The organism is Candidimonas sp. SYP-B2681 (genome assembly GCF_003971065.1).
Lineage (GTDB): Bacteria > Pseudomonadota > Gammaproteobacteria > Burkholderiales > Burkholderiaceae_B > Pollutimonas.
In genome coordinates this window covers 203,369-221,557 of record NZ_RYDV01000005.1, presented here as the reverse complement: position 1 = coordinate 221,557, position 18,189 = coordinate 203,369, and the positions used below count along the sequence as shown (strand labels likewise).

At 54.8% G+C, this 18,189-nt stretch carries 14 protein-coding genes; 5 read left to right on the top strand and 9 right to left on the bottom strand.

Translation table 11 applies throughout. The features are described 5' to 3' along the window. Positions 1–98: 98 nt before the first annotated feature. From EKL30_RS12235 to EKL30_RS12220, 4 genes are all read right to left on the bottom strand, one after another. Positions 99–878, bottom strand: coding sequence for an ABC transporter ATP-binding protein (locus tag EKL30_RS12235; protein ID WP_126707506.1), 780 nt, complete (start codon positions 876–878; stop codon positions 99–101). Next, complete coding sequence (locus tag EKL30_RS12230; protein WP_126707505.1) at positions 875–2,755, bottom strand: ATP-binding cassette domain-containing protein; 1,881 nt, start codon at positions 2,753–2,755, stop codon at positions 875–877. Before EKL30_RS12230 ends, EKL30_RS12235 begins: the two co-directional genes overlap by 4 nt. A gap of 3 nt (positions 2,756–2,758) precedes the next feature. After that, positions 2,759–3,796, bottom strand: a complete 1,038-nt coding sequence (locus EKL30_RS12225; RefSeq protein WP_126707504.1) for a branched-chain amino acid ABC transporter permease — start codon at positions 3,794–3,796, stop codon at positions 2,759–2,761. Positions 3,797–3,962: 166 nt separating this feature from the next. Continuing rightward, entirely contained in the window at positions 3,963–5,132 is a 1,170-nt protein-coding gene (locus tag EKL30_RS12220) for an ABC transporter substrate-binding protein (RefSeq protein ID WP_126707503.1), read from the bottom strand. 315 nt (positions 5,133–5,447) lie between these two features. On the opposite strand from EKL30_RS12220, the gene msrB reads away from it, so the two are divergent. Genes msrB through EKL30_RS12200 form a run of 4 tightly spaced genes read left to right on the top strand, consistent with a single transcriptional unit; the run spans position 5,448 to position 7,479 of the window. Beyond that, positions 5,448–5,843: a peptide-methionine (R)-S-oxide reductase MsrB gene (gene msrB, locus EKL30_RS12215; protein WP_126707502.1), complete on the top strand. Its 396-nt coding sequence runs from the start codon at positions 5,448–5,450 to the stop codon at positions 5,841–5,843. Beyond that, complete coding sequence (locus EKL30_RS12210; protein WP_126707501.1) at positions 5,840–6,430, top strand: septation protein A; 591 nt, start codon at positions 5,840–5,842, stop codon at positions 6,428–6,430. Before msrB ends, EKL30_RS12210 begins: the two co-directional genes overlap by 4 nt. Beyond that, a complete protein-coding gene (locus EKL30_RS12205) occupies positions 6,430–6,693 on the top strand; it encodes a BolA family transcriptional regulator (RefSeq protein WP_126707500.1) in 264 nt (87 codons plus the stop codon). Before EKL30_RS12210 ends, EKL30_RS12205 begins: the two co-directional genes overlap by 1 nt. 9 nt (positions 6,694–6,702) lie before the next feature. Beyond that, positions 6,703–7,479: a peptidylprolyl isomerase gene (locus EKL30_RS12200; RefSeq protein ID WP_126707499.1), complete on the top strand. Its 777-nt coding sequence runs from the start codon at positions 6,703–6,705 to the stop codon at positions 7,477–7,479. Between the two features lie 101 nt (positions 7,480–7,580). On the opposite strand, the gene ligA is transcribed toward EKL30_RS12200, so the two are convergent. From ligA to smc, 3 genes are read right to left on the bottom strand one after another with little or no spacing between them, the layout of a single operon-like run. Continuing rightward, positions 7,581–9,674, bottom strand: a complete 2,094-nt coding sequence (gene ligA / locus EKL30_RS12195; RefSeq protein WP_126707498.1) for an NAD-dependent DNA ligase LigA — start codon at positions 9,672–9,674, stop codon at positions 7,581–7,583. Then, positions 9,671–10,693 (bottom strand): cell division protein ZipA C-terminal FtsZ-binding domain-containing protein, encoded by a 1,023-nt coding sequence (locus tag EKL30_RS12190; RefSeq protein ID WP_126707497.1) that lies wholly within the window; start codon positions 10,691–10,693, stop codon positions 9,671–9,673. Before EKL30_RS12190 ends, ligA begins: the two co-directional genes overlap by 4 nt. A gap of 41 nt (positions 10,694–10,734) precedes the next feature. Further along, entirely contained in the window at positions 10,735–14,259 is a 3,525-nt protein-coding gene (smc, locus tag EKL30_RS12185) for a chromosome segregation protein SMC (RefSeq protein WP_126707496.1), read from the bottom strand. 256 nt (positions 14,260–14,515) lie between these two features. On the opposite strand from smc, the gene lplT reads away from it, so the two are divergent. Next, positions 14,516–15,823, top strand: coding sequence for a lysophospholipid transporter LplT (gene lplT / locus EKL30_RS12180; protein ID WP_126707495.1), 1,308 nt, complete (start codon positions 14,516–14,518; stop codon positions 15,821–15,823). Between the two features lie 11 nt (positions 15,824–15,834). On the opposite strand, the gene EKL30_RS19200 is transcribed toward lplT, so the two are convergent. Together EKL30_RS19200 and tsaB are read right to left on the bottom strand one after the other, a co-directional pair. Continuing rightward, entirely contained in the window at positions 15,835–16,746 is a 912-nt protein-coding gene (locus EKL30_RS19200) for a uracil-DNA glycosylase family protein (RefSeq protein ID WP_126707494.1), read from the bottom strand. After that, entirely contained in the window at positions 16,736–17,980 is a 1,245-nt protein-coding gene (gene tsaB, locus EKL30_RS12170; RefSeq protein WP_126707493.1) for a tRNA (adenosine(37)-N6)-threonylcarbamoyltransferase complex dimerization subunit type 1 TsaB, read from the bottom strand. Before tsaB ends, EKL30_RS19200 begins: the two co-directional genes overlap by 11 nt. Between the last annotated feature and the right edge of the window lie 209 nt (positions 17,981–18,189).

The following is an 18,189-nucleotide window of genomic DNA, read 5'->3' as shown; positions in this document are numbered from 1 at the left end:
TTCGGGTGCCCATTCTGCATTTAATAAAACCGAAAACCGAACCGATAACCCATTAAGCCAACGCATAAGCGACGTCACGCCGCCAGCACCGCTATTACCTACACGGGAAGCACTGCTTTTTTGGCGTTGCCTAAACCTAGATAGCTTTCAATAACGCGCGGATTTCCGCTGAGTTCTTTGGCGCGACCTTCGAGAACAATTTCGCCGGTCTCGAGGACATAGCCATAGTCGGCAACCTGTAGAGCGGCCCTGGCATTTTGCTCGACCAGCAAGATAGCAACACCGGTACTGCGCAGACGGGAAATGATCTGGAAGATTTCACGCACTATTTTCGGGGCCAGACCCAGGCTGGGTTCGTCAAGCATCAATAATTGGGGCTGGGCCATAAGCGCCCTGCCAACAGCAAGCATTTGCCGCTCGCCGCCCGAGAGCGTTCCTGCCTCTTGGGTGCGGCGCTCGCGCAAGCGCGGGAATAAATCATAGACTTCATGAATGGTTTCTTTCCAGCCATGCTTGCCGGCACGATACAGCCTGAAGCCGCCCAGCAGCAGATTGTCTTCAACCGACATGCTGCTAAACAATTCACGTTTTTCGGGAACCAGCGAGATACCGTCAGAGACCCTGCGTTCGACCTGCCATGAACCAATTTCGGAACCCAAATACTGTACCGATCCCAAGCTGTGACCCGAGGCAGGTAAAGATCCCATGATTGAATTCAACAAGGTGGATTTCCCTGCACCATTCCCGCCAATAACGGTCACAATACTGCCGCGGCTCACCAGAATGTTGGCGCCGGTGACCGCATTGACCTTGCCATATTTGGCGGACAGATCGGTGACCTTAAGAATGGGATGCTTGGGTTTACTTGCCGCGTTCATGCTTTGCCCCCCACTGCAGTAGCTGATATTGGCCCCGAGGTAGTCGGTACAGCGGTGTCTTCATCGACATAAGGCGCGTCGTGGAAATCGAGGTCGTCGTCAATACCGCCCAGGTAGGCTTCGAGCACAGCAGGGTTCTGCTGGATATCCGCAGGCAGGCCTTCAGCCAGCTTGATACCGAAATCCATAACCACAAGGTGATCAGTAAGGTTCATCACGAAATCCATATCGTGTTCGACTAGAAGAATGCTCATGCCTTCGAGCCGCAACTGATCAAGCACCTTGGCCAGTTCAAGTTTCTCTTTGTAGCGTAAGCCAGCCGCTGGCTCATCGAGCAGTAGCAGCACCGGATCAGCGGCTAAAGCACGGGCGATTTCAAGGATACGTTGCTGGCCCAAGGCCAGATTACCAGCTTGTTCATATAAATAATCGCCTAGGCCGACGCGCTGAAGCTGCGTCGCCGCTTCATGCAATAGTTCGGCTTCATCACGCCGATCGGCATGCAAGGCGGCTGCCAATACGCCCACCTTGCTTCGCAGGTGGGCTCCTAAAGCGACATTTTCGAGCACCGTCATGGTGGGCAAAAGTTGTACATGCTGGAAAGTACGGCCCACACCAAGCTTGGCAATCTCTCGTGACGGAAGCACGTCAAGACGCTGCCCCATAAAACTGACCTTACCGCTGGTCGATGGAAGTACACCTGTAATCAGGTTGAAGGTCGTGCTTTTACCTGCGCCGTTTGGCCCGATCAACCCCATGATCTCGCCAGCCTTGAGCGAAAAACTGATATCGTTTACCGCGACCAGACCGCCGAATTCCTTGCGTATCGCTTCGACTTCGAGCACCAGCGACCCTTTTTCGGGGCGAGACCTTTTAACGAGGGCGGGCGCTACAGGAGGAGGAGCGATACGCCGCCGTTCGCTAGCGCCCGTCAATGCCGACCACCATGAAGATAAAATCGGCCACACACCGTCCCGGGCATATTGCAGCACCAGAATCATCAATACGCCAAAAACGATGAGCTCGAAATTTGCCGTGGTGTCGAGTATTTTGGGCAGCATGTTCTGAAGTTGGTCTTTGAGGGTCAGAATGAGCCCCGAGCCCAGCACCGCGCCCCAGACGCTGCCCGCCCCACCGACCACCGCCATGAATAGATATTCGATGCCGTAGTTCAGCCCAAAAGGACTGGGGCTAACCGCGCGTTGCATGTGAGCGTACAGCCAGCCCGACAAGCAGGCGAGCAAGGCGGCATAAACAAAAATAATGACTTTGTAGCTGGCCATATTGATGCCGAAAGATTCGGCCATGCCGCCACCGCTCTTGAGCGCCCTTATGGCGCGACCCGGGCGAGAGTCGAGCAAATTACGCGTGGCCCACATAGAAAGCAATACAGCGATCCAGATCAGATAATAGATATAGCGGCCGTTACCCAGCGATACGCCAAGAATTTCGATTGGGGCGATACCGGCAATCCCATCATATTGGCCCAGGAACGCAAGGTTGCCGAACAGGTAATACAAGGACAGGCTCCAGGCGAGCGTACCTAAAGGAAGGTAATGACCGGACAAACGCAGCGTGATAGCGCCCAGGACATAGGCCACCACGAAGGTAACGGCAAGTCCGATCAGCAAAGCCAGCCAGGGTGACCAGCCTATGGACGTCGTTAACCATGCCGTGGTGTACGCGCCTATGCCAACGAACGCCGCCTGGCCAAACGACGTCAGGCCGCCCACACCCGTCAGCAGAACGAGCCCCAGCACCACAAGGCTGGCCAGGCCCACATAATTCAGGTGAGTGATCCAGAATTCCGGCGTGCTGGACACCATAGGCAATGCCGCCAGAACAACGATAACCAAAGCGAGCAATAAGCGGTTCATGATTTATTCCTCATCGTCCGTATGGTGAGCGCCAAAAGAACGCCACAACAACACAGGAATAATCAAGGTAAACACGATAACCTCTTTATAAGCGCTAGCCCAGAACGATGAAAACGCTTCCAGGATACCTACAAACAAGGCGCCGACCGCAGCAATCGGATAGCTGATCAGCCCGCCAAAGATAGCGGCCACAAAACCTTTTAGCCCTATCAGGAAACCTGTGTCGTAATAAATGGTTGTAACGGGCGCGATCAGCATGCCAGACAACGCTCCGATGGCTGCTGCCAATGTAAAAGTAAGGCTGCCGGACATATTCGTACTAATGCCTACCAGGCGGGCGCCCCTTCGATTGACGGCAGTGGCCCGTAAAGCGCGACCGTACAATGTTTTGCCAAAAAACATCCACAGGCCAATGATCAATAGTGCGCATGTGCCCAGTACAAAGAAGGTCTGTGCCGACCAGCTGACCGGTCCCATTTGAACTTCGCCTTCCATAAACGGCGGTGTCCGCCACCCTTCGGCGCCGAAGAACACCAAGGCCAGACCCGTGAGAGCGAAGTGCACAGCAACCGAAATAATCAATAGAACCAGCACACTCGCTTCCGCCACCGGTTGATACACCAAGCGGTAAAGCATTGGCCCCAACGGCACGACCAGGACCATGGAAAACAGAACGTTGATCCACAATGCGGTGTCTTTGCTGACGATATATGGCGCGAGGAAGTACAACACCATTGGCAATAATAAAGACCATGAGAAAGTCTTGCCCATGCCCGACCAGTTCCTGCTGCGCGAGGCCGCTATGACTTCCACTGCGAAAACAATGGCACCAATAATCAGCAGCAGGTTGACAGTACCTGGGATGCGGCCGTTGACCATGAAAGCCAATGTCAGTGCGCCAAATGCGACGAACTCGCCTTGAGGAATGAAAATGACGCGCGTGACCAGAAATACCAGTACCAGCGCCAGACCCAATAAGGCATAAATGGCACCATTCATGACGCCATCCTGCAGCAGGATCAGTAATATTGTTGAATCCATTCCGGACAACACCATAACAATGGGGTGCGATCGATTTGCACCCCTACATCGGTCAAAGACATAAATACCGGCCTGTCAGGCCGGTATTGGCATCAGCTTGTTCGTTCCGCCCCTAACGCGCAAGCAGGTCCGATCGCAACACGCTTCGGGCCTGCCATTGTACGGTTTAGAGATCGGGCTGATACGTCCATTTGCCGTCGACGACTTTGACCATCACACGAGCGCGCTCATCGAAACCTGCATGGTTGGTCGCCGACATGTTGAAGACGCCTTGCGACGCGGGCAAGTCTTTAATCTGCTCGATGGCGTCACGTAGTGCCTGACGGAATTGTGGTGTGCCTGGCTTTGCACCCGTTTTAAGTGCTTGCGGAATGGCAGCAGCAACCAGCAAGCCCGCATCCCACATGTGTCCGCCGAACGTGTTGATGGTACCGGCGCCGTACTTGGCCTCGTATTTGGTTTTATATTCAAGAGCACTTTTCTTGACGGGGTTGCTGTCGGGCAGCTGATCGGCCACCAATAAAGGGCCTGCCGGCAGGATCATGTCGTTGCAGTCTTTGCCGCAGACGCGGAGCACATCGTTATTAGCGGCCCCGTGTGTCTGGTACATGATGCCTTTATAGCCGCGGCTTTTCAGTTCGCGCTGTGGCAATGCTACGGGCGTGCCCGAGCCAGCTACCAGAATGCCATCGGGTTTCGCTGCAACAAGCTTGAGCGCCTGCCCTGTGACACTGGTATCAGTACGCCCATAGCGTTCGACACCAACCATCTTGATACCCTTGGCCTTGGCAGCTTCGGTCATGACATTCAACCAACCTTCGCCGTAAGCGTCGCTGTAGCCAATAAAGCCCAGAGTTTTCACGCCCTGTTTAGCCATTGCATCAGCCAGCGCGCTTGCCATCAGTTGATCATTTTGGGGGGTCTTGAATACCCATTTGCGCGCGCCGTCGACCGGCTCGACAATTTTCGCATTTGCCGCAACACTGATCATCGGCGTATTGGTTTCGCCTGCCACATCAACCATCGCGAGCGAGCCAGGAGTTACCGACGTGCCGATCACCACATCTACCTTATCGTCGGTGATGAGTTTGCGCATATTCTTGACTGCGACGGTCGTGTCAGTGCCATCATCGAGCACGATATATTCGATTTTCTGGCCATTGATCTGTGTGGGCAACAAGGCAACCGTGTTGCGCTCGGGAATGCCCAACGATGCCGCTGGACCGGTACTCGCCACCGTGATGCCCACCTTAATCTGCGCGGAAGCGATCAAGGGCAGAGCGAACGCGACGGCTCCTGCCAGCACAGAAAGTCGAACTGACTGATTGAAATTCATTATTTTGTCTCCATGGGTGGGCACTGTCCGGACCGGCAACGGCATCGGCGAAAGTTATACAGAAAAAGGCCCGTTCTTTGATTTAGCGTATCACGTGAAAGCGGCAGAAAACATAGGTGTTTTCCATTTGTGGTTTGAGGTTCCAGCAATTTTATGTGTGCCGCGGAATTATGGACAAAAATAGAAACAAAGTCTTTTAGGGGATTCCCTGCATAGACAGGGTAGAAAAAAGTACCATAGGGAGAGCCTCCGGGCAGGAACAAAGTCGATTAACATGACAAACATATTCGTATCGTTTTTTTTATAGGTGTTCACGTGAACAAGATCCACAAGACCGATGCTCAGTGGCGCGAGCAGCTGACTCCCGAGGAATATGCTGTAGCACGCGAGAAAGGCACCGAACGGCCTTTCACAGGCCGCTATTGGGATACTAACGAGCCCGGGATTTATCGCTGCGTCGGCTGCGGCACGGCGCTGTTCGCGTCCGACACCAAGTTCGACGCAGGCTGCGGCTGGCCAAGCTACTTTAAAGCATTAAACCCCGATAACGTGCGCGAGGAAACCGATACGAGCCATGGTATGAAGCGCACAGAAGTGCTGTGCAATATCTGTGATTCGCACCTCGGACACGTTTTCCCCGACGGCCCGCCTCCTACAGGCTTGCGCTACTGCATCAACTCGCTCTCAATGAAGTTCGAACCCCTTAAATGAAGAAATTCCTTTTCGACCTGTTTCCGTTAATTCTATTTTTTCTGGCCTTCAAATTTTCGGATATATTTACCGCAACGGCTGTGGCTATCGCCGCCGGTATTGGCCAGTTTGTGTGGCTCAAGGCCAGAGGCAAAGCCATAGAGGCGATGCACTGGATCAATTTGACGGTCATTGTGGTCTTCGGAGGCGCTACCCTATTCTTCCATAACGACATCTTCATCAAGTGGAAGCCAACCGTGCTGTATTGGCTATTTGCATCGATTTTGTTAGGAGGAAAATGGTTTTTCGGTCGCAACCTGATGCAAAAGCTCATGGGCGGACAGGTGACGATGCCTGGACCTATCTGGGACAAACTCAACTATAGCTGGGCCTGCTTCTTCATCGCTTCAGGCGCGCTGAATCTGTATGTTGCTTTCTCGGGCGCGTTTACCGAAGATCAATGGGTCAACTTCAAGGTGTTCGGGCTAATGGCCTTGCTGCTTCTGTTTGTGATTGTTCAATCGATATGGTTGGGAAAGCACATGAAGGACGGCCACGATACGGTAGGCGCCCTGCCCGGCACCGCGGAACAAAAGAAGGGATCCTGATGTCTACAGAACGTATGAAAGAGCTCGAAAAACGCCTCGCCCCGCTGGCTCCTACGCGTCTCGAAATCATCGATGAGTCGCATCTTCACGCAGGTCACGAAGGCAGCAAGAATGGCGCGAGCCACTTCCGTGTGGTTATCCGGTCCGAACAATTTACCGGGCTTTCGTTACTAGCTCGCCACCGACTTGTGTATGATCGCGTTCACGATTTAATGCCTTATCCCATTCACGCCCTGGCAATCGATGCCAAAGCTAACTCGTAAAGGAATTACATGAAACGACTCGCCGTATTCGCAGCCGCCTGCGTCATTGCAGTACCAGCCTATGCCCAGACCATTGCCAGCGTCAATGGCCAGGCCATTACACAAGCGAAACTGGATCAGTTCGTAGCACTGCTCGTCAGTCAGGGCGCGCAAGACACACCCGAATTACGCACGCAAGTCAAGCAAGAAATGGTCAATCGCCTGGTTGCAGTTCAAGCCGCAGAAAAAGCGGGAATCGACAAGCAGCCCGCCGTCACTCAAGAAGTCGAGCTGGCGCGCCAGGGCATACTGGTCCGTGCCCTGATGGCCGACTACCTGAAAAAGAATCCAGTCACCGACGCCAAAATCCAGGCTGAGTACGACAAGATAAAGGCAGAACAGAGCGGCAAGCAAGAATATAAGTTGCGCCACATCCTCGTTAAAGATCAAAAGGCAGCAGAAGATCTGACCGCGGCGATCAAAAGCAAAAAAGTTACTTTTGACGCTGCGGCCAAGAAAGACTCCATTGACCCGGGCAGTGGCAAGAATGGCGGCGATCTGGGATGGGGACCCACCAGCAACTATGTACCTGAATTCGCGCAAGCCGTTGAAGGCCTGAAAAAGGGTGAAATGACCTCCAAACCTGTACAGACGCAATTTGGCTGGCATATTATCCAAGTCGAAGATAGCCGTGCCATAAAATTTCCTGAGCTAAGCGAAGTCAAGCCGCAAATCGAAGAAATGCTACGTCAGCAGCAACTGGCCGAGTACCAGCAAGGTCTGATCAAGAGCGCCACGATCAAGTAAGAAAACCAAGCCATTAAAGGGCCGCGTGCTTCCGTTGCACGCGGCCCTTTTCGCATTGAGCCCTGCGGCGCTAGTTTGGTAGAGAATGTTGCAACAAACGCCTAGGCCCCCTCGAGCAAGGCTTTCAGACCGCCCTCGTCCAGCACCGGTATGCCCAGCTCCTGCGCCTTCACCAGCTTGCTACCAGCGTCCTCGCCCGCTACGACGTAAGAGGTCTTTTTAGATACAGACCCGCTTACCTTCCCGCCTGCGGCCAAGATATGCCGGGTAGCATCGTCGCGACTCCAGTTTGGCATAGTGCCCGTCAGCACTAGCGTTTTACCTGCAAGCCGCTGCCCGCCGCCAGCGGTCTTGACTTCGGGCTTGGGATGCACGCCGGCATCGTTCAGGGCAGCAATGATTTCACGGTTATGCGTTTCGCCAAAGAAACGAATAATAGATCCCCCTACGACCGGCCCGACGTCATTCACCGCCAAAAGCTGTGATTCATCGGCCGACATAAGGGCGTCTATCGAGCCGAAGTGCCGCGCAAGGTCGCGAGCCGTCGTTTCTCCGACATGCCGAATCCCAAGGGCATACAGTAGTCGGCCGAGCTCCGGCGTGCGCGCTTGGTCCAGTGCAGCCACCAGGTTCTCAGCTGACTTGCGCCCCATGCGTTCGTAACTGGCAAGTTCAAACGCGTTCAGGGTAAAAAGATCCGCCAGGGATTTAATCCGGCCGCTGTCAACCAACTGATCGACCAGCTTTTCGCCCAAGCCCTCGATATCGAGCGCCTTGCGACCTGCTGCATGGATGATGCTTTGCTTGCGCTGCGCGGGGCAGAACAATCCGCCGGTGCAACGTGAAATGGCCTCATCTTCAAGACGCTCGACCGCCGATCCACACACTGGGCAATTTGAAGGGGTCAGGAACAATGACGTGCCGGCCGGCCTAAGCTCGAGTACCGGGCTTACTACTTCTGGAATGACATCGCCTGCACGACGCACTATTACGGTATCGCCAATTCGTACGTCTTTGCGCCGTATCTCGTCTTCGTTATGCAAGGTAGCATTAGTGACCGTTACGCCGCCGACGAATACCGGTTTTAGTCGCGCGACCGGTGTTATGGCGCCGGTGCGTCCGACCTGCACCTCGATTCCCAGCAGAGTAGTGGTCTCTTCCTCGGCGGGGAATTTATGAGCAATGGCAAAGCGCGGGGCTCGCGCCACAAAGCCAAGAACGTCTTGCGCCGCCAGAGAATTGACCTTATAGACGACCCCATCAATATCGAACGGAAGTTGTGTACGCGTACTGCCTGTCCTTGCATAAAAATCAAGCAATCCTTCGGAACCTTTGACGACCTTGCGGGAATCATTGACAGGAAGCCCGAACTCTTTGAACCAGTCAAGCATTTTCGCGTGGGTTGGACGCGGCATCGACGGAACGCCGGATTCTTGCTGAAAAACCTCGGTTTGCCCATCGTGACGGATACGAATTTCGCCCCAGCCATATGCGAAAAATCGTAAGGGACGTGTCGCGGTGACGCGAGGGTCGAGCTGCCGCAAGCTTCCAGCCGCCGCATTACGCGGATTAACAAATATTTTTTCGCCTCGCCGTTGCTGCGCTTGATTCAAGCGGTCGAAATCGCTCCGATTCATCAAGACTTCGCCACGAACTTCAAGGACTTCGGGAAAGTCGCCCACCAGCTTTAATGGGACGGAGCGGAGGGTGCGGATATTGCTCGTAATATCTTCGCCCGTCTGCCCATCTCCGCGTGTCGCGGCCTGGACCAGGCGCCCATCTTCGTAACGCAGGCTTACGGCCAGACCGTCGAATTTAAGCTCGGTTACGTACTCGACGTTACCGTCATGGGAAGTCAGACCCGAACCGCGCAAGGTATCGGATACCCGCTTGTCGAAAGCCACAACATCGCCCCGATCAAACGCGTTGCCCAAGGACCGCATGGGCACCACGTGACGAACGCTTTTGAAAGCGGCCATCGGCGCTGCCCCGACCCGCTGCGTAGGAGACTCAGGTGTGATCAGATCGGGATGGGATTCTTCCAGAGCCACCAATTCTTTCATTAACCGATCAAATTCGGCATCTGAAATAATAGGTGCAGCCTGCACATAATAAAGATGGTTATGGCGGGAGATTTCGGAGCGCAGAAAATCAATTCTTTCGGCAACCGACCCTCCCTTCGAACTGCCTGTCACGAAAATACCCTTATGGTGCGCTCGGCTGCCGCCTCGAAACCCGCCTGCTCGAGCCGCAAATACAAATCAAGGAGCTGCTTGTCGATAGCGTGATCTGTGCCATCCGAAACGGGACGGCCCTGATCATCAAGCAGCACAGCGTGCAAGCGCGCCGCAAGGTCGCGGCCCACGCTGGCCATGCGGCTGAAGGCCTGGCCGTCGGCAGGACTATTGGGGAGATCAAGCAGAAGATCGATGCGGTCGACCCCGGCAGACTGTACATCCTGCGCATGGACACCATCCAGCAATGCAGTGAAGCGGGGCACGCCCGTATCCGCCATCCAGGCCAACTGATGGCCGTAGGGCAAGAATCCAACTTCTTTGAGGGCCCGCGTGACATCGCCTACCGGCTGTGTGCCTTGCAAGCGCAAGGTCAGACCAACTTGCGCATCAAGATGGGCGCACAATTCATCCAGTTGTTTTGCGCGCTGCATAACATCTTCCTGCTCGGGCGCTTCAATAACGCCGTCAAACCGTTCCGCCAAGCGTTGCGCCATGGTCCACAAATGCGACCATTCGATATCGGTGAGTGGCCCGCTGCGGTTGGCCAATAAAACGGACAACTGCATGGATACATAATCTTCGTTGGGACGAAGTCGGGCCCGGTGCCCCCCGCCTTCGCGCTCGGCAAAGATGCGCACCGGCTTGCTGCCGGCTTTATGCAAGGACTGTATCGCCGAATGCAGCTGAGCCGAGGCAACGGCTTGCGCAAAGCTAATATCGATGACCACTTCAGTAGTTGGATCGACCTCGGCTGGGTCATCCGCGGCGAGTTCTTCAACCGGATCGCGCAAGCCGAATCCTGGCTCGCGTCTGCCTGTTGCAACTGGCGTACTGCCCATCAGGGGATCCTGTTCGCGCTCGGGAAAGTGTTCTTGCATCTTTTGCCGTATGCGTCGGTCCTGCCACCAATTAAATAGAAGCACGATCAGTATCAGTACCACTCCGAGGAGTATCAAACCGATTTGCAAGTCACTCATTGTTAGTCCGCCGTATCACCAAATGTTTATGCATACCACCCTCAGACTTCAGCCAACTGGAGAGCCGAATCAATATCGACTGCCACAATGCGCGACACCCCTTGTTCCTGCATGGTGACGCCCACTAATTGTTTAGCCATCTGCATGGCGATTTTATTGTGCGAAATAAATAGAAACTGTGTTTGTTCGCTCATGCTGCTTACCAGATTGGCATAACGCTCAGTATTGGCATCATCCAATGGAGCATCGACCTCGTCAAGCAGGCAGAATGGAGCTGGATTCAGCTTGAACAAGGCAAAGACCAGGGCGGTGGCGGTAAGGGCCTTTTCCCCGCCCGACAACAAATGTATGGTGCTATTACGCTTGCCGGGGGGCTGAGCCATGACCTGAACACCGGCATCGAGGATCTCGTCGCCCGTGATGGATAACTTTGCCTCGCCGCCACCGAATAGCCGCGGGAAAAGTTGGCCGAAATGACCATTGACCTTGTCAAAGGTGTCTTGAAGCAAATCCCGTGTTTCCTTGTCGATTTTACGAATGGCATCTTCCAGGGTTTCGATTGCCGACGTCAGGTCCAGGTGCTGCGCATCAAGAAAACCTTTACGTTCACGGCTGGTATTCAGCTCATCGAGCGCGGCCAAATTCACCGAGCCGAGGCCTTCGATGGTCTTGGTAATCCGCTGCACCGCTGACTGGAGCCAAGTGGTCTTTTGCCATTCGTCGGGTTGCTGCTTCAAGAGCTGGCGCAGGGCTTCGCGATCGACCTGATGAGCGTCGAGTTGTTCTGCAAACTGCTCAACCGCCAGGCGCGCTGCCTGCTCTTGTAACTGCAACTCCATGATCCGGGCTCGCCTCGGTTCTAGCGATCGTTCAAGCGTAACGCGTTCTTCATCTGCTCCACGAAGCAAGGCGGCCAGGTTATCCAACTGTATCCTGCATAAATTAAGCGCCTCTTCGCGCTCTGCGCGAAGCTCGAGAGCATCTTGTAGCCCCGCCTGCGAAGCCGAAGCATCCAGCTCGAAGAGCTCACCTTGTAAACCGTCAAGCTCGGCCGCTGCGCGACGGCCTTGATCAGCAGCCAACTGCAGATTACGCTTAAGATCACTGATACGCGTTTGCAATGCCCGTTCTGCATATTCGGATTCATGAACGGCGCGCTCAAGATCACGCAAGCGCTGGCGTGCTTTTTCTGCCTGCAAGGCAAGATCTTCCCCCGACATCTCAGCATCGGCGAACATACTTTGATGCTCGGCAAGTTGAAGATCCAGGACTTCGAAACGGGCTTCGGCCTCTTCTTTGCTAGCCAGCAACTCTTCCCGCTGCAATGCGATTTCGGATAAATCTTCGCGGATACGCGACAAGCGTTCGCCCGATTGCAGAGCCTGTTGATGGAGTCTCGAGTGTTCCAGCTGAACATCGTGCAACCGCCGTGTCAGCTCTGCCACCCTGTGACGCGCGGGAGCCAAGGCCTGGGACCCCTGTTGCCAAGCGGCCTCCGCACGGCTCAGATCTGCCAGCGCCTGATCCGCAATCAAGTGCCTAGCCTTAAGGTCCCTTTGCAGGTTTTCTATTTCTTGTTGGCGTGCCAGCAGCCCTGCCTGTTCGGAATCGGGCGCATAGAAGCGAACGCTATGGGCATCCACCACATGCCCTTCTTTGACCACGTACGATGCACCTTCCGGCAAGTCGCCACGCGTCGACAATGCCGTGGCAAGGTCGGAACAGATGTAGACGTTGCGCAACCAATCATTCAACAAGGTGCTCAAATCCGGATCCGGCAGACGCAATAGTGCGCTCAAAGGATTCAAGCCGGCGCCTATCGACCTGCCGACGCTTGCAACCGGAACTTGGTAGAACGCCAATCGTGCGGGCGGGTTATCGTTGGCAAAAGCATGAGCATGTTCCAATTGGCGAATTTCGAGGCCGGCCATACGCTCCCGCAGTACAGCTTCCAGTGCGGTTTCCCAACCGTTCTCGATATGAAGCTTTTGCCATAGGCGGCCCAACGCCGACAACTCATGGCGAGCTAGCCAGGGCTCAAGGGCGCCGCGTTTTTGGACATCATCCTGCAGTTTGGTCAATGCGGCCAGGCGGGCATCCAACCGCGACGCCGATTGCGACTCTTCATGAGATATCGCCTGCGCCTTGCGTCTGTGATCGTCCAGTTCGGGCAAGCGGTCCTCAAGCTCGATCAATTGGCCGTGCGCCTCGTGCAGTTGTTCTTCAATGGCCGTTTTATCGCCCTCAAGTCGCTGAATATTCTCGGGATCGGGCGCATTCAGGCCGCGCAATTCCTGATCAAGCCGCTCTTTGCGCAAATCCAATCCCTGAACGTGCCGATCAGCCTCACGTTGAGTCTGTGCTACCAGCGCCAGCTCTTGCTCGACCCTGGCGAGCACGCTGCGCATTTCGTCGCGCGAACCTGCCGCAAGCCTGACTTTATTTTCGATATCGGGCAAATGCGCCTGGGCATCCTCTACCGACGCCCGGGATTCTTCGGTCCGTGCTGCACTTGCTTCCAGGTCGGACTCCGCTTGGGCAATCTGTTCGGCGCAATGCGCTTGTTGGTCAGCCCATTCCTGTAGCTGCCCCTGCAATTGCGTACGGCGGGCCTGCAACCTATTGCGTGAATCCACCACGTGTCGAATCTCGGTCTCCAGCCGGCTGACTTGTGCTCCTGCCTCGAAAAGCAAACCCTGCGCCGCGTGCACCGCGTCACCTGCCGCATAGTGGGCTTGTCTGCGCGATTCGAGCACTGATTCGCCCGCACGAAGACTTGCGGTAGCGGCCTCAAGCTCCGTCTGGGCCTGTTCTATAGCAAGAAACTTGCTTTGCTGATCTTGGTGGGCATTGCTTTCTTTCAACAGCCATAATGCGTGCTGTTTTTGTTCGCCCTCTTGTTGCAGGCTGCGATATCGCTGGGCTACTTCAGCTTGCACTTCCAGCCTCTCAAGCTGATTACCTAATTCGCGCAAGATATCTTCGACCCGGTTCAGGTTTTCGCGGGTATCGCCCAGGCGACTCTCGGTTTCACGGCGGCGTTCTTTATAGCGCGACACACCTGCAGCCTCTTCGAGAAAAACTCGGAGCTCTTCAGGGCGGGCTTCGATCAGCCGGTTTATCATGCCCTGGCCGATAATTGCATAACCGCGTGTGCCTAGCCCTGTTCCCAGAAAAATATCGTGAATATCGCGCCGGCGTACTTGCTGACTATTAACGTAGTAACTACTGGCGCCATCACGGGTAAGAACTCGCCTGACGGCGATCTCGGCGTAGGTGCTCCATTGGCCGACTGCGCGGCCTTCGGAGTTATCAAACACCAGCTCTACGGAAGCCCTCGCAGCAGGTTTACGATGACCCGAGCCACTGAAAATCACGTCCTGCATGGACTCGCCACGTAACTCCGATGCCTTGGTTTCGCCGAGTACCCAGCGAACCGCATCGATGATATTGGATTTGCCACAGCCGTTAGGACCCACCACGCCGACTAACTGACTAGGCGTGGGAATAACTGTCGGCTCGACAAAAGATTTGAAACCGGCGAGTTTTATTTGGGTCAGACGCAAAATAAGCGAGCAATATAAAGGGGTGGCGCGACACGCTGTGTGCGCGGACTCGGCTATCAGAATGGCCTGAATTCAGAGCCTGCAATTTTCACCTGTAATCGTCTCGTATGATAACGCACCGGATGGTGCTTTCGGTGCCTCAAAAAAACGCGTTATCATTTTTCGTCGCGGCAGTTCTCCGACGCTATACTTATTACATTTTTTTGCTATTTGATTCGCTGTGTCTCTCAATTAACCATTTACCCGAGATTTCCCATTGAAAAAAGGCTTCTATCTGGTCATGATCGCCCAGGCGCTGTCATCTGTAGCGGATAACGCATTGCTTATTGCTGCTATTGCGTTGATCGCCGATTTACAGGGACCGGACTGGATGGCGCCTATGATGAAATGGTGGTTCGCATTGGCGTATGTGGTCCTGGCGGCGTTCGTCGGCGCGTTCGCCGATGCCTTCCCAAAAGGCAGGGTGATGTTCATTACCAACGCCATCAAGGTTGGGGGCTGTCTTTTAATGTTTGGCTGTCAAAGCTTTGGCCTTGATAGCACCCAACAGCTATTCCTCGTGTTCTGCGCTTATACCTTGGTCGGAATAGGGGCCGCTGCTTATTCGCCGGCTAAATACGGCATCGTCACAGAGATGCTTCCACCTGAACTTTTGGTGAAGGGCAATAGCTGGATCGAGGGGCTTACCGTTTTATCTATTATCCTGGGTACGGTGCTAGGCGGAGTACTGATTAATCCTGCGGTCTCGGATATCTTGCTGACACAGCCCTGGATCAGCCCTCTTGTACAAACGCGAACAGAAGCCGCCATTCTGGTGATTGGCATGGTGTACTTTCTTGCCGCAGCCTGCAACCTGCTGATACCGCGCACCAATGTCCGCTACCCTAAACAGCAATCGCATCCTGTAAAGCTGGTTCGAGACTTCGCGGGGTTTGTCAAAATATTGTGGCGCGACAAAATTGGACAGATCTCATTAGCGGTCACCACCCTATTTTGGGGCGCGGGCGCGACCTTGCAATTCATCGTGATCGAATGGGGCGCCCGTCATCTGGGCTATCGACTGGATCAAGCTTCGGTACTGATGGGCGTCGCAGCGGTCGGGACTGTCGCGGGCTCAATTCTCGCAGGCCGCGTACCCTTGAAGCGCGCGCTTAAGGTATTGCCGGTAGGCGTTGTCATGGGGTTCGCTGTCATGCTGATGCCCATCGTCCGCGAACCATGGGCCGTGTACTGCGTTTTATTGCTGATTGGAGGCTTATCAGGATTTTTTGTTGTCCCCATGAACGCATTGCTTCAACATCGCGGACACGTCCTACTTTCTGCCGGGCATTCGATCGCAGTACAGAATTTCAACGAGCAGCTGAATATCTTGCTCATGCTCGCCCTTTATAGCCTGATGCTGTGGCTGAACTTGCCCATCAACGCGATTATTGTGATATTCGGACTACTGGTTGCCGCACTGATGGTGTTGTTCATACACTGGAATCGGCTGAACCATCGTGCCGATCCCCAACTCGAGAGTACCATAGGCCAACACGGCCATGGGCAGGCGTTAAAGCACTGACTATCGCTGCGTCAAGACAATACTGAGCGCAACAGGTTCAGGTCTTGCCAGGCATCTGCCTTGTGTTGCGGACGCAGTAACAACGTTGCTGGATGATAGGTCGCCACTAATGGAATTTCTTGGCCGGTCTCGCTGCGTATATGGTGCACTCTGCCGCGTAATTGCTCCAGCTCGGCATCTGAACCCAGCAACGCCTGCGCTGCCAGCTTGCCCAATGCAAGAATGCGCATAGGCCTCAATAGCGCAATCTGTCGCTGAAGTTTTGGCAAACATGCTGCAATTTCCTCGGGCTTGGGAGTACGGTTGCCCAACGGTCTGCATTTCATCAGATTGGTAAAAAACACCTCGGATTCCGGCACTACCGCAATCGACGCCAGCATGGATTGCAGCAACACGCCTGGGCGCCCCTGAAATGGTAGCCCGACCTTGTCATCATTTTCGCCAGGGGCCTCGCCGACGAGCAACCACTCGACATGCTGCGTCGATCCTGTACCAAACACTGTCTGGCTGCGTCCCGCATGCAGCTCGCAAGCCTGGCAAGCTGCAATATGGGATTGCAGTGCAGTCAAGTCGTTCGGCATCATGGGCTCGAGGCCAATAGTCGCCTTGGCTGAACCCGGCGTTTCTGCGTGCAGCGTGGACGGCGCCAACATTCCGGATACCCGAACCAGCCCCTTGATAGGCGCCACAACGGGCATGGACGATACGTCGTTATATGTCTTGAGCGTTGGCGTCGGTCGGCCGCCTGCAGTCCCTGCATGCACCAGGGTCGCGGCAGTTTCAGGGGACGGATCTGGGAACGGAGCACTATCGTGCTCAAAGCGCGCCAGCATGCGCTTGTCGAGCCCGATTTCCTGCAGCCAGGCCAGCTGCAATGCACTAAGTATTGGCGCTTTCACCTGGTCGGCGTGTTCATGTGGCACTTAGCGACTTCTCCATGACGCAAGCATCTTCGCGCTTGAAATGTCCTGCTGGATAATAATCCTTGCGTATCGCAAGCTGGGTAAATCCCTGGTGCCGATAAAAATTAAGCGCATTCTGATTGGATGGTCGAACCTCGAGCACGATCGTCGTCAAGCCTCGGGATCGCGCCTCGCGCTCACATCGTTCCAAGAGCAATGAACCCACACCTTGCTTCTGCATTTCAGGTACGACCGCAATGACCAATACGTGAGCCACATCGGGTGCGAACATAACCATACAAAAACCGACCACGCGTCCCCCGAGAACGGCAACCCATGCGCCATAACCGGCCTGCAGGCCGTCAGAAAAATTCCCACGGGTCCATGGAAAAGACTGAACGGATTGCTCGATATGGGCGACATCATCCAAGTGTTCCACGGTCATATCTTGGAGCGATACCACTCGTTCCACCGCCTTGGGGTTGCCTCCGTAGCCCTGCTGGCGCTCGTGGGTGGTGTAAGCCACCTTGTCCCGCACGTATAAGGGCGCAGCCAACGCCGGATCGATGCCACCTACTGTGTGCCAGCCGATCAAGGCCAGTCGGGCAATGGTCTCTGCATCGGGCCTTAAGGGGGCTCCGAGACTGACCCAGGACAGATTCGCCGGCAGCTGTCCCAACTGGGGATAAGCCTGTAAAGCATCACCCGCCAGACGAACGGAAAGCGTGTCGCCGTAAGCAGTTCGCCAGCCCGGCACGGCCTGATGCAACCAATGCCCGACATGTTCCGCGTTCAATAATATAGGGGCTTGAAGCTCGCGCCAACCCGAAGACGAGTCAGATTCCGGCAGATAGGCGGCCAAATATACCTCGCCCATCCTGGCGTCCTGCACTACGACCGTGATCGGGACAATGGCACTTGCCGGGTCGTAGGCGCGCACCGCGACAGCCAATAGTGAAACCACAGGAATCACAGGTATATTCAATGCGAACGCCATACCTTGGGCGACGCCACAGGCAACACGCAATCCGGTGAACCCTCCTGGTCCTTGTCCGAAGGCCACGGCGGCGATGTCAAAACGTCCGATATCTGCTTGCATGAGCAGTTCGTCTACCATTGGCAGCAAGCGCTCGGCATGTTCGCCCGTGGCATCGTGCCCAAGCGTGCGCACGTTCACGTGCCCTGCTTGCTGGCTTAATAAAGCCACGCCACACACGCTCGATGAGGTTTCCAGGGCTAAAATATGTAGAGTCATGAGTTTATTTTAAACGGGGTCTAGCAATTAGTGCTCCGGAGCGCGACAGCGTAAGTCATTCGGCGGAAAGACGCCTTAATTTCAAGGACCTACACTGCAATGGTTCGAAGCGTTTCGGGACTAAGTCCTTCATACGTTATTTCGGGGATTCAATGGCTACCAGCGCTCGTAAAGTTGTTTTCTACCAGACACTTAATGTGTAATATCTT

What these genes read in the sequence shown, in the direction of transcription:
- EKL30_RS12235 (WP_126707506.1), bottom strand. Translation starts at nt 878, where the DNA reads ATGAACGCGGCAAGTAAACCCAAGCATCCCATTCTTAAGGTCACCGAT.
- EKL30_RS12230 (WP_126707505.1), bottom strand. Translation starts at nt 2,755, where the DNA reads ATGAACCGCTTATTGCTCGCTTTGGTTATCGTTGTTCTGGCGGCATTG.
- EKL30_RS12225 (WP_126707504.1), bottom strand. Translation starts at nt 3,796, where the DNA reads ATGGATTCAACAATATTACTGATCCTGCTGCAGGATGGCGTCATGAAT.
- EKL30_RS12220 (WP_126707503.1), bottom strand. Translation starts at nt 5,132, where the DNA reads ATGAATTTCAATCAGTCAGTTCGACTTTCTGTGCTGGCAGGAGCCGTC.
- EKL30_RS12210 (WP_126707501.1), top strand. Translation starts at nt 5,840, where the DNA reads ATGAAGAAATTCCTTTTCGACCTGTTTCCGTTAATTCTATTTTTTCTG.
- EKL30_RS12205 (WP_126707500.1), top strand. Translation starts at nt 6,430, where the DNA reads ATGTCTACAGAACGTATGAAAGAGCTCGAAAAACGCCTCGCCCCGCTG.
- EKL30_RS12200 (WP_126707499.1), top strand. Translation starts at nt 6,703, where the DNA reads ATGAAACGACTCGCCGTATTCGCAGCCGCCTGCGTCATTGCAGTACCA.
- EKL30_RS12190 (WP_126707497.1), bottom strand. Translation starts at nt 10,693, where the DNA reads ATGAGTGACTTGCAAATCGGTTTGATACTCCTCGGAGTGGTACTGATA.
- tsaB (WP_126707493.1), bottom strand. Translation starts at nt 17,980, where the DNA reads ATGACTCTACATATTTTAGCCCTGGAAACCTCATCGAGCGTGTGTGGC.